This window comes from Bradyrhizobium sp. 62B (assembly GCF_030272265.2).
In the GTDB taxonomy this organism is placed as follows: Bacteria; Pseudomonadota; Alphaproteobacteria; order Rhizobiales; family Xanthobacteraceae; genus Bradyrhizobium.
Genome location: NZ_CP092841.2, coordinates 3091741 through 3117401 on the forward strand (window position 1 = coordinate 3091741; position 25661 = coordinate 3117401).

Consider the following 25661-nt stretch of genomic DNA (forward strand, 5'->3'; position numbering starts at 1 on the left):
TTCCAAGGCGGAGCGTAGGCTCAGGTTCCGGCCTCTGGCGCGGCCGCTGGCGGACGCGGCTTCTTCGGCGAGGCTGGTCGCGCGCTACGGGGAGGGGCCGACGGCTGCATCGTCACGATGACCGGATTGGGCTTGTGATCGGTGGCTGCCCCGGTCGCGGCATCGACGCCCATGCCGATGACACCACCGGCGAGGAGATTGCCGGCGAAGCCGGCGGCGCCCGTGCCCGACACCTCCTTGGTGAGTTGCACCGTCTGGGATTGATAGCCTTCCTTTTCGAAGGTGATCGTAATGTCGGCGCTACGCTTGGCGACGATGGCGCAAGGTGTTGTGCAGGTTGTCGGCACCTCAAGCCCGGTGACCACGGCTTCCACGCCTGACGGTGTCGATGAAATGCTGATGTTCTCGGTCGTGCCGCGCGTGACGGACGCGCAGCCGCCCAGCATGACGCTGAGCGCCATTATTCCCACTACACGCATGAAATGCCCCTAATTTCCCCGGCGCCTATCAAGCGCAACCGGAGCGCGAGGGCAAGAGGTCATTGGTCCGGATAGTTAAGCCACGCAGGGGTTGTGGACGGGAATGGCAGGCACCGGAGGGTGGACGCCGTCAATCGCCCCGCAAGCGCTGATCGTCCTGCACGCGGACGTGTTCGGCGCCGCGCGCGCCGGCCGGCGACAGCCGCAGCATGCTCAGAACCGCGCCGCAGAGTGCAAAGCCGACGCCGGCAAGCAGCGCCAGCCTGGTGCCCTCGACCGGATACCGTCCGAGCAGCAGCGCCACCAGCGCCGCGCCGGTGGTCTGGCCGAGCAGGCGCGCCGTGCCGAGCATGCCGCTGGCCCCGCCGGCGCGCTCGCGCGGGGCGGCGGCGATCATGGTGCGGTTGTTGGGGGTCTGGAACAGGCCGAAGCCGGCGCCCGCCAGCGCCATGCGCCAGATCACGTCGAACGGCGTCGGGGCCGCCGGCAGGAGCGCGAGCGCGCCCAGGCCGCAGGCGAACAGCGTGAGCCCGATGCCGCCGAGCAGGCCGGCCGGATAGCGCTCGACCAGGCGGCCGGCGAGCGGCGCCGCGAACGCCACCGCGATCGGCCATGGCGTGATCAGGAGGCCCATATGCACGGCCGAATAGCCGAAGCGGCTCTGGAGGTAGAAGGGGATCGCGACGAAGGCGAGCATCTGCCCGCAGAACGAGGCGATCGAGGTCGCAATCGACAGCGCGAACACCGGGATGCGCAGCAGATCGATCGGCAGCAGCGGCGAGGTCATGTGGGTTTCCCGCCAGACCAGCAGCGCGCCGGCGAGAAGAGCGATGGCGAACTGGATGAGGCAGGTGATTGCTGCCTCGCCATGACCGACGCTGTCGACCGCGGCGATGCCGACACCAAAGGTGATCGCGGACAGCCCCGCGCTCTGCCAGTCGAAGGAGCGATTGGCCGGCTTGGTGTGCGGCAGGCTGCGCAGGCCCAGCAGCAGCGTCACCGCGCCGAGCGGCACGTTGATGGCGAACAGCCAAGGCCAGCTTCCGACCGCCAGGATGCCCGCGGCGAGCGTCGGGCCGATTGCAGCCGAAAAAGCGACGACAAGCGCGTTGAGCCCGATGCCGCGGCCGAGCTGGCTGCGTGGATAGGTGAAGCGCACCAGCGCCGAATTGACGCTCATGATGCCGGCGGCGCCAAAGCCCTGGATGATGCGCGCGACCGTCAGCAGCGGCAGCGTATGCGCCAGCGCGCACAAGGCGGACGCCAGCGTGAACAGCACCAGCCCGACCAGATAGACGCGGCGATAGCCGACGATCTCGCCGAGCGAGGCCAGCGGCAGCAGCGAGATCGTGATCGCGAGCTGGTAGCCGTTGACGATCCAGATCGAGAAGGCCGGACTGGCGTCGAGGTCGGCCGCGATCGTCGGCAGCGCGACATTGGCGATGGCGCTGTCGACGACGGCCATGATGATGCCGAGCGCGATCGTCAGCACCGCCTGATTGCGCTGCGGCTGCGGCAGGCCGTCGGCGTGCTCGATGGGGGCGGACGACATGATGGAGGCGCGGTTGATTCGAGCCGTGATTCATCTCCGAATAGGAAATTGCCGGATCGACGGCAACCCGTCAGGATACCGCCAGTTCCCGTAACGGCGCGGCAAACATGGCTCTGGACGGCCTCCGCGGCCTTACCAACGAGCGGTCGATTTTCCGAAGATATAGAGCGCGACGAGGCCGAACGTGACGGCCGTCGAGACAACGAGCACGGCGCGATCCCAGTCGATCCGCTGCCGCTCGGCGCGGTTGAAATTGAGGATCATGAACAGGGCCTTCATGGCAAATCGGCGCATCGGCGGCCTCGCGAGGGCCGCAGAATGTCACGGCCGACGCAAGCGGGCTTGATGCAGCTCAAGCGTCCTACACGGCCGGCGGATTGCGGTCGGTGAAGGTCGTGCGCTGGTGCCAGTAGGGATAGGGCAGCGTCACCTTGCTCGCCGCATCGAGCTTTGCGATCTGGTCCTTGGTCAGGGACCAGCCGACCGCGCCGAGATTTTCGCGGAGCTGCGTATCGTTGCGCGCGCCGATGATCAGCGTCGAGACGGTTGGGCGCTGCAGCAGCCAGTTCAGCGCGATCTGCGACACGCTCTTGCCCGTTTCCTTCGCGACCTCGTCGATGGCGTCGACGACACGATAAACGTGCTCGTCAGGCACCGGCGGGCCGAACTCGGCGGTCTTGGGCAGGCGGCTCACTTCGGGCTTAGGCTGGCCCCGGCGGATCTTGCCGGTGAGGCGGCCCCACCCGAGCGGCGACCAGACCACGGCGCCGAGCCCCTGGTCGAGGCCGAGCGGCATCAGCTCCCATTCATAGTCGCGCCCGATCAGTGAATAATAGGTCTGGTTGGCAACGTAGCGCGGAAAGCCGTGCTTGTCGGCAAGTGCGAGCGACTTCATCAGGTGCCAGCCCGAGAAGTTGGAAACGCCGACATAGCGGATCTTGCCGGCGCGCACGAGCACGTCGAGCGTCGAGAGCACCTCCTCGGGCGGCGTGAAGGCGTCGAAGCCGTGAAGCTGAAAGAGATCGATGTAGTCTGTGCCGAGCCGGCGCAGCGAAGCGTCGATGGCGGTGAGCAGATGCTGCCGTGACGAGCCGATGTCGTTGGGACCATCGCCGAAGCGGAAAGTGGCCTTGGTCGAGATCAGCACCTTGTCGCGGCGGCCCTTGATGGCTTCGCCGAGCACGCGCTCGGATTCGCCGAGCGAATAGACATTCGCAGTGTCGAACATCGACACGCCGGCCTCGAGGCAGATGTCGAGCAGGCGCCGCGCTTCGGTCGCGTCCGTCGTCCCCCACGCAGCGAGGCGGCCGACGCCGCCGAAGGTGCCGGTGCCAAGGCTCAAGGCGGGCACCATGAGGCCTGATCGGCCCAAGCGTCGGTATTCCATCGATATGCTCCTCGGCTGGCTGCTGATTGATCGATGCGGCCTTGCACCGAGGTTAGCGCAAGCGGGCGGCTTGTCCTATCACGGACGCACATGGCGGCCTTGCTCGGGAGCGGCCTAGTCGTGCTGAAGCATGTCGGCGAATGCGGCATCGACGATGCGTGGGCCGGTGATCCCGGCCGGTGGCCGCGCCTCGCTTGCCGCTGCGACAGTCGCATTGCAGGCGAGGGCGTCGTTGCGCGCCTGCCGCGGCAGCAGCGTCAAGCCGAAGGCCACCACGACCAGCACCGCGAGCCGGATCGCGATCACGCTCAGCAGCAGCTCCGATCCGCTTATCGTGGCGTGAATCCTCATACGGACAGCCTGAGCCACTCAGGCTGACAAGACAATCTGGATTTGGCGAGCGCTGCCTTCGCTCAAGGCGAAGGCTCGCGAAGATGGCAGCTCAATGCCGCAACTGGCTTTGCCGGAAGTCGCGCGGCGACATGCCAAAGTGCTCGCGGAAGACGCGGCCGAAATGCGAAAGGTCGTTGAAGCCCCAGGCGAAGGCGATCTCGCTGATATGGCGATGGACGAGCATGGGCGAGGCGAGGTCGCGCCGGCATTGGGCGAGCCGCTCGGCGAGGACGAAGCGTTGGAACGAGGTGTCTTCGTCGGCGAGAAGGTCGTTCACGTAGCGCGGCGACATGCCGAGCGCGGCCGCGGTCTCCGACAACGAAAGGTCGGGGTCGGCGAGATGGGCGCGGACATGCGCCTTGAGCCGGTAGATCAGCGCGGAGCGGTGGGTCGAGGACGGCAGCGACGTCCTGCCAAGCCGCTCGCTCAGCGCCATCGCTAGCAGATCGACGGCCTGCTCCGACAACGCGGCGGCGTTGTCGGACGCGAGGCGGTCGGCGTTCTGGCAAAGCCGGAAGATGAAATCATAGGCGAGCCGCTCGAGCGGTGCCTCGGTGCCGAACGTCATCGCGGTCAGCGTTTCGGTGCCACTGATCCGGCGCTGCAGCATCTCGCGCGGCACCTTGAAGATGGTCTGCGTGAAGGGATCGTTGAATTTCAGCTCATAGGGGCGCGTGGTGTCGTAGAGTGCAAACTCGCCGGGATGAATCACGGTTTCGCGACCGTCCTGCACCACGCCGCCGTCGCCGCGATGGCCGAGCGCCATCAGGACGAAGTCCTGATCCGAGCGCGCAATGCGGGAGGGCGTGCGGAACACATGCTGGCGATCGGAGCGGACCTCTGAGCACACCGCCTTGCCCAGCGACGCCTGCGTGACCGAGCCGCGAAAGGCGCTGCCGAGATCGGACTTGCAGTCGAGCCCGACGAACACGTCGCAGACGATGTCCTGCCAGAGGGCGAGCCGCCGATAGCCCGGGCTGCCGTCCGTCGTGAACTGGATTGCCATCTGGACAGCCTCCCTTTCGCATCCAGCAAGATCGCGGGGCTCCAGCCTGCCCGGAGGCAAATCCCGTACCGGCCGGCGGTCCCTTCCCAGTCGAGTTTTTGTTCCGCCGTGGTCGAGCGCCCGGTCGCCAAGCTTGGCCCAATAGACTGCATCGGAGACGGTTTCCGATCAACCGGCAAGGGAGGCGGCAATGGGCATCGAACATCCGAAATACAAGGTCGCGGTGGTGCAGGCGGCGCCGGCCTGGCTCGATCTCGACGCCTCCATCGACAAATCGGTCGCCCTGATCAGGGAGGCCGCCGAGAAGGGCGCCAAGCTGATCGCCTTTCCCGAGGCTTTCATCCCCGGTTACCCCTGGCATATCTGGATGGACTCGCCGGCCTGGGCGATCGGCCGCGGCTTCGTGCAGCGCTATTTCGACAATTCACTGGCCTATGACAGCCCGCAGGCCGAACGGCTGCGCGATGCCGTGCGCAGGGCAAAGCTCACCGCCGTGATCGGCCTGTCCGAGCGCGACGGCGGCAGCCTCTATCTGGCGCAATGGCTGATCGGGCCCGATGGCGAGACCATCGCCAAGCGCCGCAAGCTGCGGCCGACCCACGCCGAGCGTACCGTCTATGGCGAGGGCGACGGCAGCGATCTCGCGGTCCATGCGCGGGCCGACATCGGCCGTCTCGGTGCGCTGTGCTGCTGGGAGCATCTGCAGCCGCTGTCGAAATACGCGATGTATGCCCAGAACGAGCAGGTGCATGTTGCGGCCTGGCCCAGCTTCTCGCTCTACGATCCCTTTGCGCCGGCGCTGGGGGCCGAGGTCAACAACGCCGCCTCGCGCGTCTACGCGGTGGAGGGCTCCTGCTTCGTGCTGGCGCCCTGCGCCACGGTCTCGCAGGCGATGATCGACGAGCTCTGCGACCGGCCGGACAAGCATGCGCTGCTCCATGCCGGCGGCGGCTTTGCCGCGATCTACGGCCCTGACGGCAGCCAGATCGGCGACAAGCTGGCGCCGGACCAGGAGGGGCTGCTGATTGCCGAGATCGATCTCGGCGCCATCGGCATCGCCAAGAACGCGGCGGATCCGGCCGGGCATTACTCGCGCCCCGACGTGACGCGGCTGCTGCTCAACAGGAAGCGATATCAGCGCGTCGAGCAGTTCGCGTTGCCGGCCGATACCGTTGAGCCCGCGGACATTGCCGCGGCGGCGAGCTGATCACGGTGATCGAGGGGAGGGCACGATGATGGAATCCGCAATTCCCGCACATCTCGAAACCACGCGCACGCGCCACAAGCGCGTGCCTGACGATTACCAGCCGCCTTATCCGTCCTTCGCGGCACGCTACAAGCCGGCCGTGAGCCGCGTCGTGATGGCTTATTTCGGCGTGCAGTCTCGCGGCACGGCGCCCGTGGCCGCGACGGAGGCGCTTGCAGACATAGCGAGGCGGTTTGCGGCGGAAGACGGGCCCTCGCATTGGGACCGCGCGCACTATGTCGATCAGGCCGGGTATGAGACCATCGTCTCGGTGGGCTATTGGGATGACCTCGCGCGCTTCGACGCCTGGTTCGAACCGGCGCGCGAGGCCTGGACCGGACGGCGGCGTGAAGGCATCGGCACATTCATCGAGGTGGTGCGCCCCTCGGTCGAGCGGCACGAGACGCTGTTCTCCTCGCCCGACCGGCCCGAGGGCGTCGCGGTGGTTGCCGAGGCCATGAGCGGCGAGGTGCAGGAGCACGCCTATTGGGGCGGCATGCGTGATCGCATTCCGCTCTCGCAGGTCGACCCGATGTCGCCGGGCGGCCTTCCCGAGCTGATCCGCGACGGCGGGCGGCTACGCGTAAAGGCGCACGACAATCTCTGCCTGATCCGTTCGGGACAGGACTGGAGCGATACCGAAGCGTCGGAACGCAAGCTCTACCTTGACGACGTCGAACCGGTACTGCGCGAGGGCATGGATTTCCTGCGCGACGATGGAATTGCCATCGGCTGCTATGCCAACCGCTACATGCGCGTGCTCTCGGCCGAAGGAAGCATGAGCGAAAAGTCCTACGGCCAGAGCTGGTGGAAGAGTCTGGCGGCGCTCGAACGCTGGGCGGAGTCGCATCCGACTCACGTGAAGATCTTCGGCGCGGCAATGAAGTATCTGTCGACGCTCGGGCCGTCAGCAAAATTGCGGCTCTATCACGAGGTCACGGTAGCGGCTGCGGACGAGCAGTTCTTCGAATATCTGAACTGCCACGCGAAGACCGGTATGCTGGCGGCGGTCGAGACCGTCGTCGCCTAGGCGACGCAATGGCCGAGCAGTTCGGGATGCGCGGCGCAGATGTGATGCGCGCCGGCGTCCTTGAGCTCGGCCTCGCTGCCATAACCATAGAGCACGCCGATCGCGGTCATGCCGTTGGTGCGGGCGCCAATGACGTCGTGGCTGCGGTCGCCGATCATGATGGCGTTGGCGGGATCGATCCTGGTCTCGTCCAGCGCATAACGGAGCAGGTCGCGCTTGTCGACGCGCGTGCCGTCGAGCTCGGAGCCGAACACGTACTCGAAGTAGGGCTTCAGGCCGAAATGATCGACGATGCGCCTGGCGTAGACTGCGGGCTTGCTGGTGGCGACAAACATGCGCTGGTTGGTCGCGGCGATCGTCGTCAAGGTATCCACGATGCCGGCATAGGCTTCGTTCTCGAACAGGCCGATATCGGAAAAGCGCTCGCGATAGAGCAGCAGAGCGCGGTCAGCGAGCTCGTCGGTTCCGGTCAGCTTCTTCAGGCTGGCATGCAGCGGCGGCCCGATGCACCAGGTCAGCTCGTCCTCGCTCGGCACCGCGACGTCCAGCCGTTCCAGCGCGTACTGGATCGAGCGGGTAATCCCGGGCTTCGGGTTCGTGAGCGTGCCGTCGAGATCGAAGAAGATTGTCGCCATGCCGCCGGGGTCCATGGTTGATGCTGCGCCGTTGCTAGTGGGATCGGCTTTCAAGTCAAGAGCGGATGCGTCATTGCTGCCGGGCCCATTGGGCGATCGCGGCGGCGTCCGCGCCGGTCTTCGCCTCCCAGTCGGCGACCGTGGCCGTTGCCGCCTTCCGGAGCGCGGCGAGGAGGGATTGCGGCGCCGGTTCGGCGATGGTGACGCCGTTGTCGCGCATGCGTGCATAGTTCTTGGAGGTGCGGTCGGCCAATAGCGCGAACTGGCTTTGCTCGGTCTCGGCGGCTGCGGCCAGCACCTCGCGCTGCATCGGTTCGGACAGTTCGGCAAAGGCGTCGCCGCGGACGAACGCGATCGAGACCGGCATCGCGTAATTGATGGCCGTGAAGTGCGGCAGGAAGTCCCAGAGCTTGCGTCCCGCGCCGCCGTCGCCGGAGGTGAGGAACGCGTTCAGGCGATGCTCCTTCAGCCCCGCGAGAGCGGCGTCCATCGGCAGGAACTGTGCATTGGCGCCGGCCGCGCGCATGACCGCGCTGGAATTGGCGTCATAGGCCCGCAAATTGAGCGTCGGCAGGTCGTCGGCGCCCTGGAGCGCGCGCTCCGACCACAGGCCTGTGGCGGGCCAGATCGTCAGATAGAGCAATTTGAGGCCGCGCGCCGCCAGCGCCTTCTCGTAGAGCGGACGTGCCCGCAGATTGGTGGCGCGGGCAAGCTCGACCGACTGCACGAGGAAGGGCAGGGTGGACAATCCGAGCACCGGGTCGATGCCGGAGAGCGCGCCCGCGAACGCATCGCCGCCGGCGATCCGGCCATCGAGCGCGGCGCGCGGCATCTCGCCCGAATTGATCTTGAGCTTGTTGTCGAAGTTGTTGGCCACGGTCACGAAACCGTGGGTGCGTTCGAAAACGCGGCTGGCAAAGGTCGCAAGCCCAATCCCGGAGATGTTATTCTCAGGGTATTCCGTGGTCATTTGCCAGGTGACTTTGGCGGCCACCTCGGCGAGGGCCGGCGCGACATTCAGGACCAGCGCGATCCAGGCGAAGACGACAATGCAGCGGATCCGTTTGGCGGGGGAGTGCATTGGAAGAGGCAGGTCAGGCAGCATCGATTGGCAACTCGTCGAACCATGGCACCATGCCACAGCATGGCAGATCATCTTGTCGCATGCCGCGCCCGCGCGCGCCACCGCCATGCCTGCTCGCAATGGGTGCAGATTGCAGGGGGGATCGTCACCATGCTGCTCGTCGCAGCGTCACAGGTTGCGGCGTCGGATAGCTCACCCGAAAAGTCTGACGCTGCCGTTCCCGGCGTCGAAGAGCCCGCGAAGCCGGCGGAGAAGTCCGACGCGCGCGAGAGCGATACGCGGGAGTCGATCTGCCTGATCGTGGAGGCGGCGGCGCGCGACGCCAATCTGCCGCTGGAATTCTTCGCCCGGGTGATCTGGCAGGAGAGCCGTTTCCAGGCCGACGCGGTCGGTCCCACAACGCGCAGTGGCGAGCACGCCCAGGGCATCGCGCAGTTCATGCCGGGCACCGCGAGCGAGCGCGGGCTGCTCAATCCGTTCAATCCGGTGCAGGCGCTGCCGAAGTCGGCGGAGTTCTTGAGCGAGCTGCGCAATCAGTTCGGCAATCTCGGCCTTGCCGCTGCGGCCTACAATGCCGGCCCGCGCCGGGTGCAGGAATGGCTCGCCGGTACCGGCGCGATGCCGGAGCAGACCCGCAACTACGTCTACGCCATCACGGGCACGAGCGTCGATGCCTGGGCCAAGGCAGGGGCGACCGGCAAGGGGCCGCCGAGCTCACCGCCGACGAGCTGCCGCGATCTGATGGCGCTGCTCAAGCGTGCGCCGAATGCCTTCGTCGCCGAGCTCGAGCAGCATGTCGAGCTTGCGGCCGCGAAGGCCTGGGGCGTCCAGCTCGCCGCCGGCTTCGACCGCAACAGGGCGCTGGCGATGTATTCCCGCGCCGTCACGCGTCTCAGTTCGGTGATCGGCGAGCGCGATCCAAGCCTGTTGTCGTCGGTGATGCGCAGCCGCGGCACGCGCGCGTTCTATCAGGTGCGGATCGGTGCGGATACGCGCAGTGAGGCGGATGATCTGTGTAGCCGGATCCGCAAGGCGGGCGGGGCCTGCTTCGTGCTGAAGAACAAGGGTGTCGCGGGGTAACTCCGCTCGTCATTCCGAGGCGCGCCCCGGAGCGACGGCGGTGGGTGTCGGAACAGCGCATGCCAGCCCCGCCGTGCCCTTCCTTGACGCGAGCCGTCGTCTTGCCCGTTATGCAGGCTCGATTCCGCAACCCGGCCAGACTTCCGTGGCGCTCCCTCCGCTCGATTCACCGCAATGGAATAGCCCCTGGCTCGCCTTCGGCTGGGGCCTGCGCTCGATCACGCAGACGATCCTCACCCTCGTGCTGTTCGCGACCTATCTGGGCATCGGCGCGCTGGCCCATGACACCCATTTCAGCCTGCTCTGGGCGCTGTGCTCGACGCTGTTCGTCTGGGCGGGGCCGGCGCAGATCATCCTGATCACCACGCTCGGCTCGGGCGCCACCATCATTCAGTCGGCGATCGCGGTGACCGTCAGCGCGATCCGCTTGTTCCCAATGGTCGTCTCGGTGCTGCCGCTGATGCGCACGCCGACCACCAAGCGGCGCGAGCTGGTGTTTGCCGCACATCTCACGGCTGTGACGCTGTGGGTCGAATGCCATCGTTTCCTGCCGCTTGTGCCGCGCGAGCGGCGGATCGCCTTCGTCAACGGACTTGGCTTCGGTCTAGTCTCGGTGTGCCTCACCGCCAACACGGTCGGCTATTTCCTCGCTGCAAACCTGACGCAGACGCTTGGCGCGGCGATCCTGTTGCTGACACCTCTGTCGTTCCTGTTCTCGACCGCGCGCAACAGTCGCGAGGCCGCCGATGTCGTCGCGCTGACGCTCGGGGTTCTGCTCTATCCGCTGGCCGCGAAGATGAACTCCGGCCTCGACATTCTCGTCAGCGGGCTTGTGGCCGGCACCATCGCCTACGGCGTGCATTGGTGGCGGGAGGTGCGCGCATGAGCTACGCGCAGCTCATCGGCGACTGGCAGGCGCTGGTCGTGCTGTTCGTCGCAGGCGTCGTTCCCAACCAGATCTGGCGCATGCTGGGCCTGTGGTTCGGCGGCGGCATCGACGAGGGCTCCGAGCTGCTGGTCTGGGTGCGGGCGGTCGCCACCGCGATCCTCGCCGGCGTCATCGCGCAGATCGTGGTCGAACCGCCGGGCGCGCTCGCCGGTGTGCCTGATGCCTTGCGCTACGGCGCGGTCGGCGCCGGCCTCGTCGTGTTCCTGTTGACCCGCCGCTCGATCTTCGCGGGCGTCGTGACCGGCGAAGCCTTCATGCTGGCCGGCACGTGGTGGTTGGGCTAAAACTGCCGGCGAACAGCCAAGGAACAGGAAATATGGTTCGCGAACAGGAGCTCCGCGAGGGCGAGGTCGCCATCGAGCTGCCACCGACGCAGGATGCCGGTCTCGTCTTCATCGGCCGTATCCGCACGCCCTGGACGTCGCGGCTGGAGACGCCGCGGCAGGGGCGTCAGGACGGGCCGATCTGCCGCCTCGAGATCTTCGAGCCGTTCGTGCCGGCCATCAAGGGCGTCGATTTCTACAGCAACCTCGAAGTGCTCTACTGGCTCGACCAGTCGCGCCGCGACATCATCCTGCAGAGCCCGAAGAACAACGAGAAGACCCGCGGCACCTTTTCGCTGCGCTCACCGGTGCGGCCGAATCCGATCGGCACGTCGATCGTGAAGCTGGTCGGGATCGAGGGCAATGCGATCCTGGTGCGCGGGCTCGACTGCATCGACAACACGCCGCTGATCGACATCAAGCCGGATCGGTGCGAGTTCACGCCGCTGGCGGCGCCGCAGAAGGGTGATTTCGAGACGGAGTAGGCTGTCATTCCGGGCTCGCGACTTCGTCGCGCCCAGCAATGACGATCAGCCCTTCAACGCCGCGATCAGCTTGGCGGCGTGCTCTTCCAGCACCTTGTTCTCTTCCTTGCGGCTGGCGGGCGGCAGCATCGCGACGCCGTCATGGCGCGGCATCACGTGCATGTGGAGGTGAAACACCACCTGGCCGCCGGCGGGTTCGTTGAATTGCTGCACGGTGATGCCGTCGGCGTTGAAGGCCTTCATCGCCGCCGCTGCGATCCTATGCGCGCCGCGGGCGACATGGGCGTAATCGTCCGGCTTGATGTCGAGGATGTTGCGGGCAGGGGCCTTCGGGATCACCAGCGTATGGCCGGGGACGCGCGGCATGATGTCGAGGAAGGCGATGACGTGCTCGTCCTCGTACACCTTGTAGCAGGGCAGCTCGCCGCGCAGGATCTTTGCGAAGATATTGTTGGTGTCGTAGGTGGTCATGGCGGCGGCTCCTCGAACAATTTGCGCTTACTGTCACCAGCCAAGGTGAACCGTCAAGGCGCCTCGTCGATGCCCTTGCGGAACGGGCCGAGCTCGGCAAGCTCGCGGCCGGCCTCGGCGACGTAGGCGCGCTCGCGCTTGAGGTAATCGTCGATCGCGCGGCGGAGGCCGGGATCGGCGATGAAGTGGGCGGAGTGGGTGGTGCGCGGCAGGTAGCCGCGCGCGATCTTGTGCTCGCCTTGCGCGCCGGCCTCGACATGCGTGAGGCCGCGTTGGATGGCGAAGTCGATCGCCTGGTAATAGCAGACCTCGAAATGCAGGAACGGATGATGCTCGACCGCGCCCCAGTTGCGGCCGAACAGCGTGTCCGAGCCGATGAAGTTGATCGCGCCGGCGATCCAGCGATCGTTGCGGCGGGCCATCACCAGCAGCACGTCCTTTGCCATGGTCTCGCCGATCAACGAGAAGAATTCCCGCGTGAGATAAGGCCGGCCCCATTTGCGCGAGCCGGTCTCCATGTAGAACATGAAAAACGCGTCCCAGGCATCCTCGGTGATGTCTTTGCCCGTGAGCCAGTGGATCGTGACGCCCGGGGCGAGCGCATCGCGCCGCTCGCGCTTGATCGACTTGCGGTGCCGCGAATTCAGCGTCGCCAGGAAAGCGTCGAAGTCCGCAAAGCCCTCATTGTGCCAGTGGAACTGCTGGTCGGTCCGCTGCAGGAAGCCGTGCTCGGCGAGCAGCTTCCACTCGGCCTCGCGCGCGAAGGTGACATGGACGGAGGAGGCCTTGCTGACGCCGCACAGCGCTATGAGGCCACTCGCCAGCGCGTCCATGATGCGCTCGCGGTCGACGCCGTCGCGGACCAGCAGCCGCGGGCCCGTCGCCGGGGTGAAGGGAACCGAGACCTGGAGCTTCGGATAATAGCGTCCGCCGGCGCGCTCATAGGCGTCGGCCCAGCCGCGGTCGAAGACGTACTCGCCTTGGGAATGCGATTTCAGATAGCAGGGCACAACACCGGCGACGCGGCCATCGATCTTGGCCACGAGATGCCGCGGGCCCCAGCCGGTGCGGATCGTCGCCGAACCTGATTTCTCGACGGCGGAGAGAAATGCGTGGGAGACGAAGGGGTTATAGGCGGGTTTTAAGAGATCGAGGGAATCGCCTGGGAGAGCGGATGAGGTTCCGTTGCCAGCCCCATGGCACCGTCCGGCGGGATTGGCGCAGGCGTCCCAATCCTCCGGTGACACGTGGTCAATCGACGGTACTGCCTCGAGCGTGATTTCGGATGATGCCATCGACCCCCAAGATCGTGCATTGCAGCAGCGACTTCAAGGGGGTGGGGAGGCACGCTCTCGCTGCAGAGCCGGTGCACATTTCTCCCCGCTCGCATGCTGCCCCTGGATCCCGGCTCTGCGCAGCAACGCTACGCGTCGCCGCTTGTCCGGGACACGCGCAAGGTCTACGGCACGAACCCCTCGAAAATCATCTGGTCCGCATACTGCCCGACCCGGGTCCGTTGCTCGCCGGTCCGCACCGTCCATCCCAACAGGGCGCAGCCGAAGACGTTGCGGGCGATCCAGGGGGCGGGGGCCGGGAGGTCATCGACCCGGAAGGCCACGAAATGGGGCTGGGTCCGAAAGCCGTGGCGCAGATAGAGCATGCTGTCGCGCTGCTCCTGGGTCAGCTTGGCCCAGTAGTCGTCCTCATAGGTCCGCTGCGCGACGATGCCGCGCGGGCGGGAGGGCAGCAGCTCGCGCAGCGCCTGCACCTGGTCGGGATCGAAGGACATGCCGACGGCTGGCCCGTCATAGGACACCAGCACCTCGGCCATCCGCTTCACTAGCTTGCGGTCGCCGCCAAAATGGCTCTTCACCTCGATCACCAGCGGCACGCGGCCGGCGACGAGGGCGCAGAGGTCGGACAGCGACATCATGCGCTCGTCCGTATCCCTGAACTTGACGGCCTTCAGCTCCGCGGCGGTCTTCGACACGACCTCGCCGGTGGCCTCGGTGAGGCGGCCGAGCGCATGGTCGTGATGCACCATGGCCTCGCCGTCGGCTGAGAGCTGGATATCGACCTCGATCGAGAAATTGCCCGCGATCGCAGCTTGCACCGCGCCCGGCATATTCTCGACGATGCCGCGGGAGATGTCGTGCAGGCCGCGATGGGCGACCGGCCGGGCCGTCAGCCAATCAGGAGCGCGCATGTTCCGTCAGGCGACCTCGAACACGCCATCGACCTCGACCGCCGCATCGGCGGGCAGCGAGGCGACGCCGACGGTGGTGCGGGCATGGCGGCCCTTGTCACCGAAGGCCGCGACCATCAGGTCGGAGGCGCCGTTGAGCACCTTCGGCCCGTCCAGGAAGTCCGGCGCCGAGTTGATGAAGCCGCCGAGACGCACCACGCGCACCACCTTGTCGAGATCGCCGAGCGCCGCCTTGACCTGGGCCAGCAGGTTCACCGCACAGCCGCGTGCGGCCGCCGCGCCGTCCTCGATGGAGACGCCGGCACCCAGCTTGCCCTTTGCGATCAGCTTGCCGGCGGGATCGAAACAGACCTGGCCGGAGACGAACAGCAGATTGCCGGTGCGCACGAACGGGACGTAATTGGCGACGGGGGTGGGGGCTTCGTGCAACTTGATGCCCTGTTCCGCCAGCTTCTGCTCGACCGTGCCCGCCATGTCCGACCTCGTTGTCCAAAATCATTTGCCCCGGCGCGTCCGCAAGGCGGCCGGGCGCGCCCTGTTTCGCCCATTGGGCCGCTACATGCAAGCAACCCGCAAGAAGATGCTTTGGCCCGCGGCGAGGCGGCAGGTTCAACGCCAGGGCAGCAACTTTACGTGAAACGGCCTCAGTTGCGACGCAATGGAACGGTCATTAAAATGTCGAATCTGCGCTTCCCAGGACGCGTCCCCAAGGAATAGACATGGTGCACCTTTTCCGGACTTCGCTCGGTGTGATGGCGCTCGCGGCGGCCAGTTTTGGCCTTGGCGACCGCGCGCAGGCCGCCAACGGTCCGTTCCTGGCGCATCAGGCCCTCTATGATCTGAGCCTGGTGAAATCGCGCTCCAATTCGGTCAACAGCGCCCGTGGCCGCATCCTCTACAATTTCACCGGAAGCTCATGCGAGGGCTACACCTCCGAATTCCGCCAGGTCTCCGAGCTCGACAGCGGCGAGGGCAAGGTCACGCTGAGCGACCTCCGCTCCAATTCCTGGGAGGACGCCGCGGGCAAGAGCTATCGCTTCAAGATCGAGACGCGGATGAACGAGGCGGACGCCGGCCGCGTCGACGGCTCGGCCGAGCGCGACGGCGACCATATCAACGTCAAGCTGAAGCTGCCGGCGCCGAAGAGCTTTACCCTCGACGGCAAGATCGTGTTTCCGACCGAGCAGATCCAGCGCATCATCGCCGCCGCCAAGGACGGCAAATCGCTGCTCGAGCTGTCCGTCTATGACGGCTCCGACGATGGCCAGAAGGTCTACAACACGCTGACCGTGATCGGCCAGCCGATCCCTGCCGACCGCGCCACCTCCGCCGATCCCTCGACGTCGGACGAGCACATGAAGTCGCTGCAGCGCTGGCCCGTCACCGTCAGCTATTTCGACCGCGACGCCCAGCAGAAAGAGGGCGAGCAGACGCCGGTCTATGCGATGGCGTTCGAGCTCTACGAGAACGGCGTCTCCCGCCAACTCGTGCTCGACTACAACGACTTCGTCATCTCCGGCGCGATGGGCAAGTTCGACGTCAAGGACAGCAAGCCCTGCAATTGACGGGCTCTCCGCGCGAGCGGTGCCGAAGGGCGGGCAAGCCGTAGGGGGCAGAGGCGCGCGCTTCGCGGGCCGTGCCCACCGCTTTTCAGCAGTGGGCAAAATCGTGGGCACGCTTCGCTCTGTCCGTACGAGACCAATCTTCGCAGTGGCAGACTAGCTCTCGTCATACTCTCCCGCTACGCTCCCTCCCAAGCACAAACCTCAGGGAGGCAACCTCATGCCCAAGCTCGTCCATCTCCGCCCCAGCGGCCTGCATCACAATCCCGCTTACTCCCACGTCGTCACCGCCTCGGGCGCGCGCACCATCTACATCTCGGGGCAGGTCTCGGTGGACGAGGAGGGGCGGATCGTCGGCGAGGGGGATATCGCCGCGCAGACGACGCAGGTGATGCAGAATCTCGGCCATGCGCTGAAGGCAGCCGGCGCGAGCTATTCCAACATCGTCAAGATCACGACCTTCGTCGTGAACTACAAGCCGGAGCTGCGCCCGATCATCGGCAAGGCCCGCTCGGCCTTCTTCGAAGGCATGGAGCCGCCGGCGTCCACGCTTCTCGGCGTCACCGCGCTCGCCGCGCCGGAATGGCTGATCGAGATCGAGGCGATTGCGGTCGCGGATTGATTTCCATCCGGGCTACGAACGCTGCACTTTGGACAGGTCCCGCAGGACAGCCATCGCTTCGTCTGCTCTGTCAACGAGCACAAGGAGATGGTCATGATGAAACGCCGACACGGCATTGACGCTGATGCCGGCTTCGGCGAGGCGCGCCGTGATGGCCGCGAGGAATCCCACCGCATCGAGCGCGGAGTGAGCCGCCAGAGTGATCAGGCGCGAGACGAAGGCGTAGCGCAGTCCTGCGCGCTCGGCGTCCTCGCGAGAGATGACCAGCGTGGTGCCTTCCTGCTCGCGAAAGGTGAGTAGCGGGTTGACCTCGGCGGGGATGCGCTCGTCGAGCGGAATCGTGCAGAACACGAAGATACCCGGCCGCAGCTGCGGCCTCATGTCCCGCAGCAGCACCTGGATATCGCGTTCACCGGCCATCACTCCTGCGCCTTCTCCGGGCCCTCATAGGCGATGCCACGGATCACCGCGGCGCTGCCGAATTTCTTGCGCAGGCTGTCCACCGCGCGCTCGGCGTGGGCGGCCCGGCGGTCGAGCATGTCGGTGTCGTCGGCGGGCGAGCCGTCGCGCAGCGCGCTGACGCCGGCCCCCATCAGACGGAAGGCGGTGCCGTCGATCTCTTTCGCCAGCATCTCGCGGCAGATCGCAAAGATCTTCGCGGCGAGCTGCGTCGGGGCGGCGATCGACTGCGAGCGCGTGCGCTGGCGGAAATCGGCGGTCTTCAGCTTCAGCGTCACGGTCGAGCCGGCGAGCTCGCTGCTCTTGAGCCGCGACGAGGTCTTTTCGCACAGTCGCCACAGGATCTTCTCCAGCGTCGCGAAATCGCGGATGTCGGTCTCGAAGGTGGTTTCGCTCGAGATGGTCTTGGCGCCGCGGTCAGGCTCGACACGGCGGTCGTCGATGCCGCGCGCGAGCCGCCACAGCCTGCGGCCTTCGCTCGGAAACTGCCGCATCATCTCGATCTCGTCGGCCTTCTGCAAATCGGCGATGACGCGAAATCCGCGCTGGACCAGGCGCTCCTGCGTGGCGGGCCCGACGCCGAAGATGAAGCCGACCGGCTTGTCCGCCAGCATCAGCCGCGCTTCCTCCTGATCGAGCGCGGCAAAGCCGCGCGGCTTGTCGAGGTCGGAGGCGATCTTGGCCAGGAATTTGTTGCAGGACAGGCCGACCGAGACGGAGATGCCGATGTCGCGCTCGACGTCGCGGGCAAAGCGCGCCAGCACCTTTGCCGGGAGCATGCCGTGCACGCGCTCGGTACCGGAGAGGTCGAGGAAGGCCTCGTCGATCGAGAGCGGTTCGACCAGCGGCGTCAGGGCCTGCATGGCCTGGCGCACCTCGCGGCCGACGCGGACATATTTCGCCATGTCGGGCGGGATAACGATCGCATGCGGGCAGGCTTCCAAGGCCTTAAACATCGGCATCGCCGAGCGCACGCCATAGGTGCGCGCGATGTAGCAGGCGGCCGAGACCACGCCGCGCTTGCCACCGCCGATGATGACGGGCTTGTCGGCAATATCGGGGTTATCCCGCTTCTCGACCGTGGCGTAGAAGGCGTCGCAGTCGATATGCGCGATGGTCAGCGTGGACAGCGTCCGGTGGCGGACGAGGCGAGGGGAACCGCAGGCCGCGCAGCGCCGCACCCCGATATCCAGGTCGGCCAGACAATCCCGGCAGAAGCAGCGGGGCCCGGCCGGGACGGGGGTGCTCACGGCACGTCGCGCTCCCAGGAGGGGTCGCCGAGCGCATCGCCCAGGACCTGCCGCGCTGCGGCAACGTTGGTCGGGTGCAGTTCCGCGGAGCTGGCAAAAGCCTTCACTGTGGCATCGTCCCGCATCACGAAATCGAGCACGCTGAGCAGGAAATTGGGGTCGGCGGCGGCATTGCGCAGGGTCTCCGGTCCGACTCCTGTCTCGGCCAGGAACAGGCCCAGCCGCTCGGGCTCGCTGGCAACGAAGGACAGCGCCTGAATCGCAACGATTTCAGCGACTTCGCGGGGGTTGTGAACAGGCTTTTTCAAGGGGACGGTTTGCCTTTCCGTTAACTTTCGGTGTCTACTTTGCATCATGCCCGAGTCTCGCCTCTGAGTCTTCCGACCCCCAGACAAGCAACTGGAAACCACATCGCAGAAAGTCGATCCTCGGGTTTAACGAAACTCAAGCGAATCTGAGGCTAGTTTGAATCCAGTTTTCGAAACGCCGGCGAGCGGCGTCTGAGGCGTCACATGCATCGGTCCTTCGGACCAATCAGGAGGGCGGGATGGCTAAGACCGTCCTGATCGTGGAAGACAACGAGCTCAACATGAAGCTCTTCCGCGACCTGTTGGAGGCGCACGGCTATCAGACCTCCGGCACCAGCAACGGCTACGAGGCGCTCGACCTCGTTCGCAAGATGCGGCCCGACCTCGTGCTGATGGACATTCAGTTGCCGCAGGTCTCCGGCCTCGAGGTGACGCGCTGGATCAAGGACGATCCGGAGCTGCGTTCCATTCCCGTCGTCGCGGTCACGGCGTTCGCGATGAAGGGCGACGAAGAACGCATCCGCGAGGGCGGCTGCGAGGCCTATTTGTCCAAGCCGATCTCGGTCGGCAAATTCATCGAGACGGTCCGGCGTTTTATCGGATAGGAAGTGAGTTCACAGTGTCTGCGCGTATCCTGGTCGTCGATGACGTCCCTGCCAACGTCAAGCTGCTCGAGGCCCGCCTTTCCGCCGAATATTTCGACGTGATGACCGCCGCGAACGGCACCGAGGCGCTGGCGATCTGCGCCCGTGCCGAATGCGACATCATCCTGCTCGACGTGATGATGCCTGACATGGACGGCTTCGAAGTCTGTCGCCGCCTCAAGACCGATCCGGCCACGCATCACATTCCCGTCGTCATGGTGACGGCGCTCGACAGTCCGTCCGACCGCAACCGCGGGCTCGAGGCCGGCGCCGATGATTTCCTCACAAAACCCGTCTCCGACGTCGTGCTGATCGCGCGCGTGCGTTCGCTGACGCGGCTGAAGATGATGACCGATGAGCTGCGCATGCGCGCCATCACCTCGCTCGAGATCGGCATGCAGGCACCCGAGCGCAGTGCCGTGGCCGACACCGGCAAGGGCGGCCGCATCCTGCTGGTCGACGACCGCGAGTCCTCCTACGAGCGGCTGGCGGCGATCCTCGCGGCCGAGCACACCATCGATGTCGAGCCCAACCCGACGGAGGCGCTGTTCCACGCCGCCGAGGGCAATTACGATCTCCTGATCGTCTCGCTCGACCTCAACAATTTCGACGGCCTCAGGCTGTGCAGCCAGGCGCGCTCCCTGGAGCGCACGCGGCATGTGCCGATCCTGGCCATCGCGGACCCCGAGAACTCGACGCGGCTGCTCCGCGGCCTCGAGATCGGCGTCAACGACTATCTGCTGCGTCCCATCGACAAGACCGAGCTGCTGGCGCGCGCCCGCACCCAGATCCGCCGCCGCCGCTACACTGATCATCTGCGCGACAACGTGCAGAACTCTATCGAGATGGCGATCACCGACGCGCTCACCGGCCTGCATAATCGCCGCTACATGGAGAGCCATCTGGCAACGCTGGCCGAGCAGGCCGCAACGCGCGGCAAGCCGCTGGCGCTGATGATCCTGGACATCGACTTCTTCAAGTCCATCAACGACAATTACGGCCACGACGCCGGTGACGACGTGCTGCGTGAATTCGCGGTGCGGGTGCGCAAGTCGATCAGGGGCATCGATCTCGCCTGCCGCTACGGCGGCGAGGAATTCGTCATCGTGATGCCGGAGACCGATCTCCACGTCGCCGGCATGGTCGCCGAGCGCCTGCGCCGCTCGATCGCGGGCGAGCCGTTCGCGATCCACAAGGGCGCGAAGCGCATCGAGGTCACGATCTCGATCGGCCTCACCACGCTGGAGCAGAAGGGCGAGGCGGTCGCCGACGTTCTCAAGCGCGCCGATACCGCGCTGTATCGGGCCAAGCACGACGGCCGCAACCGCGTGGTGTCGCAGGCGGCGTGAGGACCGTCCGCACAAAATTTGCGAAAACAACCCCATGCACAGTAGACGGCTCTAGCTAAATCAATGGCTTGCGCGGACAGCTGACGTCGACTACGGCGACCCGCGCAACTGGGTCGGTGAGGCGCCAAAGCGGCGACGGAAGGCCTGGTTGAAATACGAGATGTCGTTGAAGCCGCAGGCGTAGGCGATCTCGCTCACCTTGAGCCGGCCGTGCTGGCGCGAGGCGAGCGCGGCCCTTGCGCTTTGGAGGCGCAATTCCAGCACGCGCTCGGTGAAGCTCGCACCGGTCTCCTGCAGGAGAACCTGGATGTACCGGGGCGACAATCCGATCTTCTGCGCCAGGCTGCGCGGCGAGAGCGCCGGATTGGTGAAGCTCGCCCTGATCTCGGCCAGAATCTCGCGCAGCCGCGCCGCGCGCAAGCCCCGCAGGGTGGCGACCTCGGCAGCATCGCGGCTCGCGCCCAGGGTGAGCGCGAGGATATCGAGCACGGTCGTGCCGATGTGGCGGTCGAGATCCGGATCGCACCCGACCTCGTCGGGATCAAGGACGCTCTCCAGGTAGCGCTTGAGATGACGCAGTGCCGGCTGGCCGGGATCGAGCGGCATTGCCATGAGATCGTCGGCACGAGGAACGAGCTGCAGCAGACGGTCTCGGGCGATCGTCACGGTCGCCCATTCGCCCGGCGCCTCGACCATCATCTCGGCGGCCGCGCCGTTGGTCCCGAGGAACGCGCCGCCGGGGCCGGCCGCAGCATCCCGGCCGAACTGTGACAATTGTACTCGTGCCGTCCCGCGATTGAGGAGCAGGCAAAAATCATCGTCAGGGCCACGCGCGATGGCGCTTGCCGACCGGGCAAACCGTTTCAGCGTTCCATCGAACAACGCGACCCGCACATCGGAAAATTGCGCAAACTGAAATTGAGCCCGGAAGGCGCAGTCCTCGAAACGCGAATAGTCGACGCAGCAAGTCAGCGCCTCGAATTGCTCATGCCATTGCGCGAACCGCGCCGCGTCGCCGAGGCGCGCAGGAAGCTGGTCCGAGGTGAAACTGATCCGGTTCATCTGACCTCGCGCGGTTCGGTTGCCCAGATGGCAGGGCCGCATGCCCAAGCAGAGTGACATCGCCTGTTTAGCGCGGCAATTTCGGTTTGAGGACAAGAAATTCCGGGCGCGCGCCCAATGAATACGCCGCAGCTAAAGTTCGATGCGCCAGGACGAAATTTCCCGCCGCAAAGCTGCGCGGGAGCACAACCCGACAGGGCCGCGAACAAGTCGAAGACGCGAAAGAGCGCCTGCGCGTCAGCGACCCTTCGCCGGCTTCGCATCGCCTTCCACATCCACCCCGGCATTCCGCAGCAGCACCTTCGCCGCTTCCTTTGCCGCGCGCGCCATCGCCGGATCGTCACGCACGAGGTCCTGGGCAATGGAGCCGTCGACCAGGAGCACGAGCTGGGTTGCGAGGGCTTCCGCTTCCGTCACACCGAGTTCGTTCAGCCGGTCGCGAAACCAGAGGCGGCGGCTTTCCTTGAAGGCCACCGCGATCTTCTTTACCGCGCGGTCCGCAGGCCCGAGCTCGGCGACCGCGTTCACGAACGGACAGCCGCGAAAATCCCTGGCCGCAAAACGCCGCTCCAGCGAATCGAAGGTGGCGAGGATCTGCTCGGCCGGCGGCTTGTCCGAAGGGGAGGCGTGCACGAAGCGGCGCTGCAGATAGGCTGCGATCAGCGCGTCCTTGGAGGGGAAGTGGTTGTAGAGCGTGCGCTTGGAGATGCCGATCTCCGCCGCGATGGTGTCGACGCCGATCGCGCGAATACCTTGCAGATAGAACAGCTTGTCGGCGGTCTGAAGGATCCGCTCTTTCATCGTCTGTGGGGCGGGCGGGGGAGCCATGCAGCAGAAAAGGTCCTGTTCGCTTGACAGCACCTGCTATCCATAGCCTAAGTACACAGGTCTGTGTAACCAAAATCAACGGCAAAAGCAGACGGCGGCGATTGCGCCGTGCCCAAAAGGGAGAACAAAATGCCCCTGCTGCAGGTCCTGCGTCCGACATTGCCCATCCTGATCGGGGCCTCGATCATGCTGACGCTGAGCATGGGACTGCGGCAGTCGCTCGGCATCTTCATGCAGCCGCTGACGCATGACATCCACATCTCGATCTCGGACTTCACGCTGGCGCTGGCGGTGCAGAACCTCGCCTGGGGCTTTCTTCAGCCGCTCGCCGGCGCGATGACGGTGCGCTACGGCTTCCGCCCGATCATGATCGTGGGCTCGCTGATGTACATCGTGGGCCTCATACTGATGGCGACCGCGAACGGGCTGGTCAGCATCATGATCGGCGCCGGCGTGCTGATCGGGACGTCGCTGGCCTGCACTGCGGCCGCGATCGCGATGTCGGTGGCGGCACGCGCGGTGCCCGCAACGGTGCGCTCCACCGTGCTCGGCATCGTCTCCGGCGCGGGCTCGCTCGGCGCGCTCTTGTCGGCGCCGATCGGGCAGATGCTCAACGAGGGTTTTGGCTGGCGCGCCGGGCTCGCCGGTTTCGTCGTCATGTCGGTGCTGATGATCCCCGCGGCCTGGTATGCCGGCCGCGTCGACCAGGTCCCGCTGCCCAAGCCCGCCGCCGATGACATCGGCGATGCCAGTGCGGCGGCGGTAACAAAGGCGGCATTCGGCAATGCCTCTTTCGTGGTGATGACCTGCGCCTATCTCGTCTGCGGCATGCAGCTTGTGTTCCTCACCACGCATCTGCCGTCATATCTCGCCATCTGCGGCCTCGATCCGATGCTGAGCGCGCAGACGCTCGGCATGATCGGCGGCTTCAACGTGCTGGGCTCGCTGTTCTTCGGCTGGGCCGGCCAGCGCTGGAACAAGCTCGCGCTGCTGGGCGGCATCTACATCCTGCGCTCGCTGGCGCTCGCCTGGTACTTCATGCTGCCGGCGACCCCGTTCTCGACGCTGCTGTTCGGCGCCATCATGGGCTTCCTCTGGATGGGCGTCGGCCCGCTGGTCGCAGGCGCGGTCGCGGAGATGTTCGGCCTGCGCTGGCAGGCGATGATCCAGGGTCTTGCCTTCATGAGTCACCAGATCGGCAGCTTCCTCGGCGCTTATGGCGGCGGCGTGCTCTACGATGCGCTCGGCTCCTACACCATGGCCTGGCGCATCGGCGTCGCGCTCGGCCTTGCCGGCGGCATCGTGCAGGTGGCGTTCGCGCTGGTCAGGCCGTCGCAACCGCCGGCGCCGGTGTTGCGGACGGCGTAGGTAGCGGCGTGAAAACGCCATTGTCAGCTTGCGAGCTTTGAACGGACGTCGCGTTGCTTGGCCGTGATGGGCCGCTTGTGACCCGGATCGGACTTAGGTCATGTCCATATCTCGGAAGCGGGACCCCTACTCAATCACTCGGTCCGCCATCAGAAGCACTTGCTCAGGGACAGTCAATCCCAATGCTTTTGCCGTCCGGAGATTGATCACGAACTCAAATTTGGTCGGCTGCTCAACCGGCAAGTCCGCTGGATTCGCGCCCTTTAGAATGCGGTCCACGTAGCCGGCCGCAAGTAGGAAGAGAGCCTTAAGGTCCGGCCCATAAGCCATCAATCCGCCCCGATCCGGGTAAGTGTTGACCTGAAATACCGTGGGCAGCCGATACTTCAGAGCAATTGATGGCAAGGCATCGCGCGGTGGGTCAGCAAGTACATAAACCACATCGCAATCCGCCGCTTTCATGTCTGCGAACGCCTTTTCAAGGTCTTCCGGGTTCGGCGCAACGAAGCGTTGCACCGAAATGCCGATGACCACTGCTGCCTTCGTTGCACTTTGTGCCATCGCCGGGTGCACCGGGTTATTTGAGGTGAGTACGCCGATTTTCTGAACCTTGGGAAAGAGCAGGCGAATAATGTCCAGCGTCTTGGTCGTGAGATCTGCGAACATATTCGCTGTGCCGGTTATGTTGCCTCCGGGCCTCGTGAAACTCTTGACGAAGCCTGAACCGACAGGATCGGTGGCTGGCGACATAACAATCGGAATCGTCGAAGTCGCCCTTTGTGCCGCCGCAATCGCAGGTGTCGCTTCAGCGATGATAACGTCTGGCTTCAGTGCGATGAGCTCCGAGACTAGACCGGGCAGCAGAGAGTAGTGACCTTTCGCCTCGCGCAGATCAATGATTAGGTCGCTTCCTTCCCGGTATCCCATCAACTTGAAGGCTTCTCTGAACCATCCGATAATTCGCTCGCCTGAGCCAGAGGTAACCAACCCGATGCGCCGCGGTCGCAATGAATCGGCATCTGCAACAGCCGCGATGGTGATCGAACAGGCCGTCGTAAGCACCGCGCGACGCGTTACTATTCGACTCACGAGCTTCTCCTGATGTCGAGAGTGGAGCGCGATTGCAGTTGTTTCCGTCGCTTTTCAGCCAAATTGTTGTTCGTTTCTTTGTGCCCGGGGCAGGATCTCAGTTTGGAGTCCTGCAATGTTAAAGCAAGTATTTTTTGCGTATCTCCTTGTTGTCATCAGCCCAATCTGCTCGGAAGCGGGACCTTACAGCATCAGCCAAGCGCCCGAATGCAATGTCATCATGCCATGTGACTTGTCGTCCACGCAGACGCGCGGTGAACGAATTGCACCCCACCCACTGCAGGCGTATCGCCCAAAACAACTTTAGCCACGGCCGAGAGCATAAGGGCATTGCCTGCTGGTGCTCACAACCGGATTGTCGCCGGTCGGCCGACCGGCAGCCCTTCTTCGTTTTGCGGTTGTGGCGCGGCGCTGCGAGTGTTTGGTCGTGTGGTGCCTGACCTAAACCTCGCAGCCAACTGGCTACGCTTTCCGCGTACCTCGCCCGCGCCCAGAATGGTCGCGGCGCGACGCGGGCACGTGTTCGTTTTAGAACAGCATCTCGGAGGCGACATTTGAATGGCCTTTGACGCCAACTCAGGCGGCCACGTCATGAGGATGCACCCGCGATCATTGCGCGGCTATACGGTTGTCAATCCTGACGCTGCGGGCTGAAACAGGGTGCACAACAGTTGGCCTAAAGGTCAGCTTCTGGCCCATCGACGACCATTCGGTGCGGTCGGCCGACCGCCGCCTTTTGACCCCATGCGACCCGACACACCGTCGCGTATGCTCTTCAATGGTCTGTCACAGAA

The 25661-nt window shown here is 65.4% G+C and carries 29 protein-coding genes; 11 read left to right on the plus strand and 18 right to left on the minus strand.

What is annotated here, in order from left to right:
* Nucleotides 1-20: 20 nt before the first annotated feature.
* The 6 genes from ML401_RS14390 to ML401_RS14415 form a co-directional block, all read right to left on the minus strand.
* Nucleotides 21-479, minus strand: a complete 459-nt coding sequence (locus ML401_RS14390; protein ID WP_212068344.1) for a translation initiation factor 2 — start codon at nt 477-479, stop codon at nt 21-23.
* A 130-nt stretch (nt 480-609) separates the two neighbouring features.
* Nucleotides 610-2031, minus strand: a complete 1422-nt coding sequence (locus ML401_RS14395; protein ID WP_212068343.1) for an MFS transporter — start codon at nt 2029-2031, stop codon at nt 610-612.
* Nucleotides 2032-2163: 132 nt separating this feature from the next.
* On the minus strand, nt 2164-2325 hold the full coding sequence (locus tag ML401_RS14400; protein WP_212068342.1) for a hypothetical protein: 162 nt from the start codon (nt 2323-2325) through the stop codon (nt 2164-2166).
* 67 nt (nt 2326-2392) lie between these two features.
* Nucleotides 2393-3418, minus strand: coding sequence for an aldo/keto reductase (locus ML401_RS14405; protein ID WP_212068341.1), 1026 nt, complete (start codon nt 3416-3418; stop codon nt 2393-2395).
* Nucleotides 3419-3532: 114 nt separating this feature from the next.
* Entirely contained in the window at nt 3533-3769 is a 237-nt protein-coding gene (locus ML401_RS14410) for a hypothetical protein (protein ID WP_259206184.1), read from the minus strand.
* Nucleotides 3770-3860: 91 nt separating this feature from the next.
* A complete protein-coding gene (locus tag ML401_RS14415) occupies nt 3861-4817 on the minus strand; it encodes a helix-turn-helix domain-containing protein (RefSeq protein WP_285812294.1) in 957 nt (318 codons plus the stop codon).
* A 190-nt stretch (nt 4818-5007) separates the two neighbouring features.
* Here ML401_RS14415 and ML401_RS14420 point away from each other — a divergent pair, with 190 nt between their 5' ends.
* Complete coding sequence (locus ML401_RS14420; protein ID WP_285812295.1) at nt 5008-6024, plus strand: carbon-nitrogen hydrolase family protein; 1017 nt, start codon at nt 5008-5010, stop codon at nt 6022-6024.
* 28 nt (nt 6025-6052) lie between these two features.
* Nucleotides 6053-7093, plus strand: coding sequence for a phenylacetaldoxime dehydratase family protein (locus tag ML401_RS14425; protein ID WP_285812679.1), 1041 nt, complete (start codon nt 6053-6055; stop codon nt 7091-7093).
* Here the strand turns inward: ML401_RS14425 and ML401_RS14430 are convergent.
* Nucleotides 7090-7728 carry an HAD family hydrolase gene (locus ML401_RS14430; RefSeq protein WP_285812296.1) on the minus strand — a complete coding sequence of 213 codons (639 nt, stop codon included), beginning with the start codon at nt 7726-7728 and terminating at the stop codon, nt 7090-7092. The two genes, ML401_RS14425 and ML401_RS14430, sit on opposite strands and share 4 nt — an antisense overlap.
* Before the next feature lie 70 nt (nt 7729-7798).
* Nucleotides 7799-8833, minus strand: coding sequence for a TRAP transporter substrate-binding protein (locus ML401_RS14435; RefSeq protein ID WP_285812297.1), 1035 nt, complete (start codon nt 8831-8833; stop codon nt 7799-7801).
* A gap of 129 nt (nt 8834-8962) precedes the next feature.
* Between ML401_RS14435 and ML401_RS14440 the strand changes: the two genes are divergently transcribed.
* The 4 genes from ML401_RS14440 (at nt 8963) to tsaA (ending at nt 11649) form a co-directional block, all read left to right on the plus strand.
* Complete coding sequence (locus ML401_RS14440; RefSeq protein ID WP_285812680.1) at nt 8963-9892, plus strand: transglycosylase SLT domain-containing protein; 930 nt, start codon at nt 8963-8965, stop codon at nt 9890-9892.
* 145 nt (nt 9893-10037) lie between these two features.
* On the plus strand, nt 10038-10778 hold the full coding sequence (locus tag ML401_RS14445; protein ID WP_194407661.1) for an AzlC family ABC transporter permease: 741 nt from the start codon (nt 10038-10040) through the stop codon (nt 10776-10778).
* On the plus strand, nt 10775-11125 hold the full coding sequence (locus ML401_RS14450) for an AzlD domain-containing protein (RefSeq protein ID WP_285812298.1): 351 nt from the start codon (nt 10775-10777) through the stop codon (nt 11123-11125). Before ML401_RS14445 ends, ML401_RS14450 begins: the two co-directional genes overlap by 4 nt.
* Before the next feature lie 32 nt (nt 11126-11157).
* Entirely contained in the window at nt 11158-11649 is a 492-nt protein-coding gene (gene tsaA / locus ML401_RS14455; protein ID WP_211416658.1) for a tRNA (N6-threonylcarbamoyladenosine(37)-N6)-methyltransferase TrmO, read from the plus strand.
* 45 nt (nt 11650-11694) lie between these two features.
* Here tsaA and ML401_RS14460 read toward each other — a convergent pair whose 3' ends face one another.
* The 4 genes from ML401_RS14460 to ML401_RS14475 all read right to left on the minus strand — a co-directional run bounded on the left by ML401_RS14460 (nt 11695) and on the right by ML401_RS14475 (nt 14800).
* The gene (locus ML401_RS14460; protein WP_211416660.1) at nt 11695-12120 is read right to left on the minus strand and encodes an HIT family protein; all 426 of its coding nucleotides are present in this window, start codon (nt 12118-12120) and stop codon (nt 11695-11697) included.
* A 53-nt stretch (nt 12121-12173) separates the two neighbouring features.
* Nucleotides 12174-13415 (minus strand): GNAT family N-acetyltransferase, encoded by a 1242-nt coding sequence (locus tag ML401_RS14465; protein WP_285812299.1) that lies wholly within the window; start codon nt 13413-13415, stop codon nt 12174-12176.
* A gap of 164 nt (nt 13416-13579) precedes the next feature.
* Nucleotides 13580-14326, minus strand: coding sequence for a glycerophosphodiester phosphodiesterase (locus tag ML401_RS14470; protein WP_211416663.1), 747 nt, complete (start codon nt 14324-14326; stop codon nt 13580-13582).
* Nucleotides 14327-14332: 6 nt separating this feature from the next.
* Nucleotides 14333-14800: a RidA family protein gene (locus ML401_RS14475; RefSeq protein WP_018321130.1), complete on the minus strand. Its 468-nt coding sequence runs from the start codon at nt 14798-14800 to the stop codon at nt 14333-14335.
* Nucleotides 14801-15045: 245 nt separating this feature from the next.
* Between ML401_RS14475 and ML401_RS14480 the strand changes: the two genes are divergently transcribed.
* The gene (locus ML401_RS14480; RefSeq protein ID WP_211416664.1) at nt 15046-15891 is read left to right on the plus strand and encodes a cell envelope integrity EipB family protein; all 846 of its coding nucleotides are present in this window, start codon (nt 15046-15048) and stop codon (nt 15889-15891) included.
* A gap of 217 nt (nt 15892-16108) precedes the next feature.
* Nucleotides 16109-16510 (plus strand): RidA family protein, encoded by a 402-nt coding sequence (locus ML401_RS14485; RefSeq protein ID WP_285812300.1) that lies wholly within the window; start codon nt 16109-16111, stop codon nt 16508-16510.
* Between the two features lie 12 nt (nt 16511-16522).
* Here ML401_RS14485 and ML401_RS14490 read toward each other — a convergent pair whose 3' ends face one another.
* The 3 genes from ML401_RS14490 to ML401_RS14500 are packed head-to-tail and all read right to left on the minus strand — an operon-like array spanning nt 16523 to nt 18527.
* Entirely contained in the window at nt 16523-16930 is a 408-nt protein-coding gene (locus ML401_RS14490) for an ACT domain-containing protein (RefSeq protein WP_285812301.1), read from the minus strand.
* Nucleotides 16930-18219, minus strand: coding sequence for a DNA polymerase IV (locus ML401_RS14495; RefSeq protein ID WP_211416669.1), 1290 nt, complete (start codon nt 18217-18219; stop codon nt 16930-16932). Before ML401_RS14495 ends, ML401_RS14490 begins: the two co-directional genes overlap by 1 nt.
* Entirely contained in the window at nt 18216-18527 is a 312-nt protein-coding gene (locus tag ML401_RS14500; RefSeq protein WP_211417476.1) for a DUF3572 domain-containing protein, read from the minus strand. Before ML401_RS14500 ends, ML401_RS14495 begins: the two co-directional genes overlap by 4 nt.
* 239 nt (nt 18528-18766) lie before the next feature.
* Between ML401_RS14500 and ML401_RS14505 the strand changes: the two genes are divergently transcribed.
* Nucleotides 18767-19132: a response regulator gene (locus ML401_RS14505; RefSeq protein ID WP_008130064.1), complete on the plus strand. Its 366-nt coding sequence runs from the start codon at nt 18767-18769 to the stop codon at nt 19130-19132.
* Nucleotides 19133-19146: 14 nt separating this feature from the next.
* Nucleotides 19147-20520: a PleD family two-component system response regulator gene (locus ML401_RS14510; protein ID WP_285812302.1), complete on the plus strand. Its 1374-nt coding sequence runs from the start codon at nt 19147-19149 to the stop codon at nt 20518-20520.
* 90 nt (nt 20521-20610) lie between these two features.
* On the opposite strand, the gene ML401_RS14515 is transcribed toward ML401_RS14510, so the two are convergent.
* The gene (locus ML401_RS14515) at nt 20611-21582 is read right to left on the minus strand and encodes an AraC family transcriptional regulator (protein ID WP_285812303.1); all 972 of its coding nucleotides are present in this window, start codon (nt 21580-21582) and stop codon (nt 20611-20613) included.
* Nucleotides 21583-21819: 237 nt separating this feature from the next.
* Nucleotides 21820-22410: a TetR/AcrR family transcriptional regulator gene (locus ML401_RS14520; protein WP_376717360.1), complete on the minus strand. Its 591-nt coding sequence runs from the start codon at nt 22408-22410 to the stop codon at nt 21820-21822.
* 129 nt (nt 22411-22539) lie between these two features.
* On the opposite strand from ML401_RS14520, the gene ML401_RS14525 reads away from it, so the two are divergent.
* Complete coding sequence (locus ML401_RS14525) at nt 22540-23778, plus strand: MFS transporter (RefSeq protein WP_212068327.1); 1239 nt, start codon at nt 22540-22542, stop codon at nt 23776-23778.
* 126 nt (nt 23779-23904) lie between these two features.
* On the opposite strand, the gene ML401_RS14530 is transcribed toward ML401_RS14525, so the two are convergent.
* Nucleotides 23905-24867, minus strand: coding sequence for an ABC transporter substrate-binding protein (locus tag ML401_RS14530; RefSeq protein ID WP_259206211.1), 963 nt, complete (start codon nt 24865-24867; stop codon nt 23905-23907).
* Nucleotides 24868-25661: the final 794 nt, after the last annotated feature.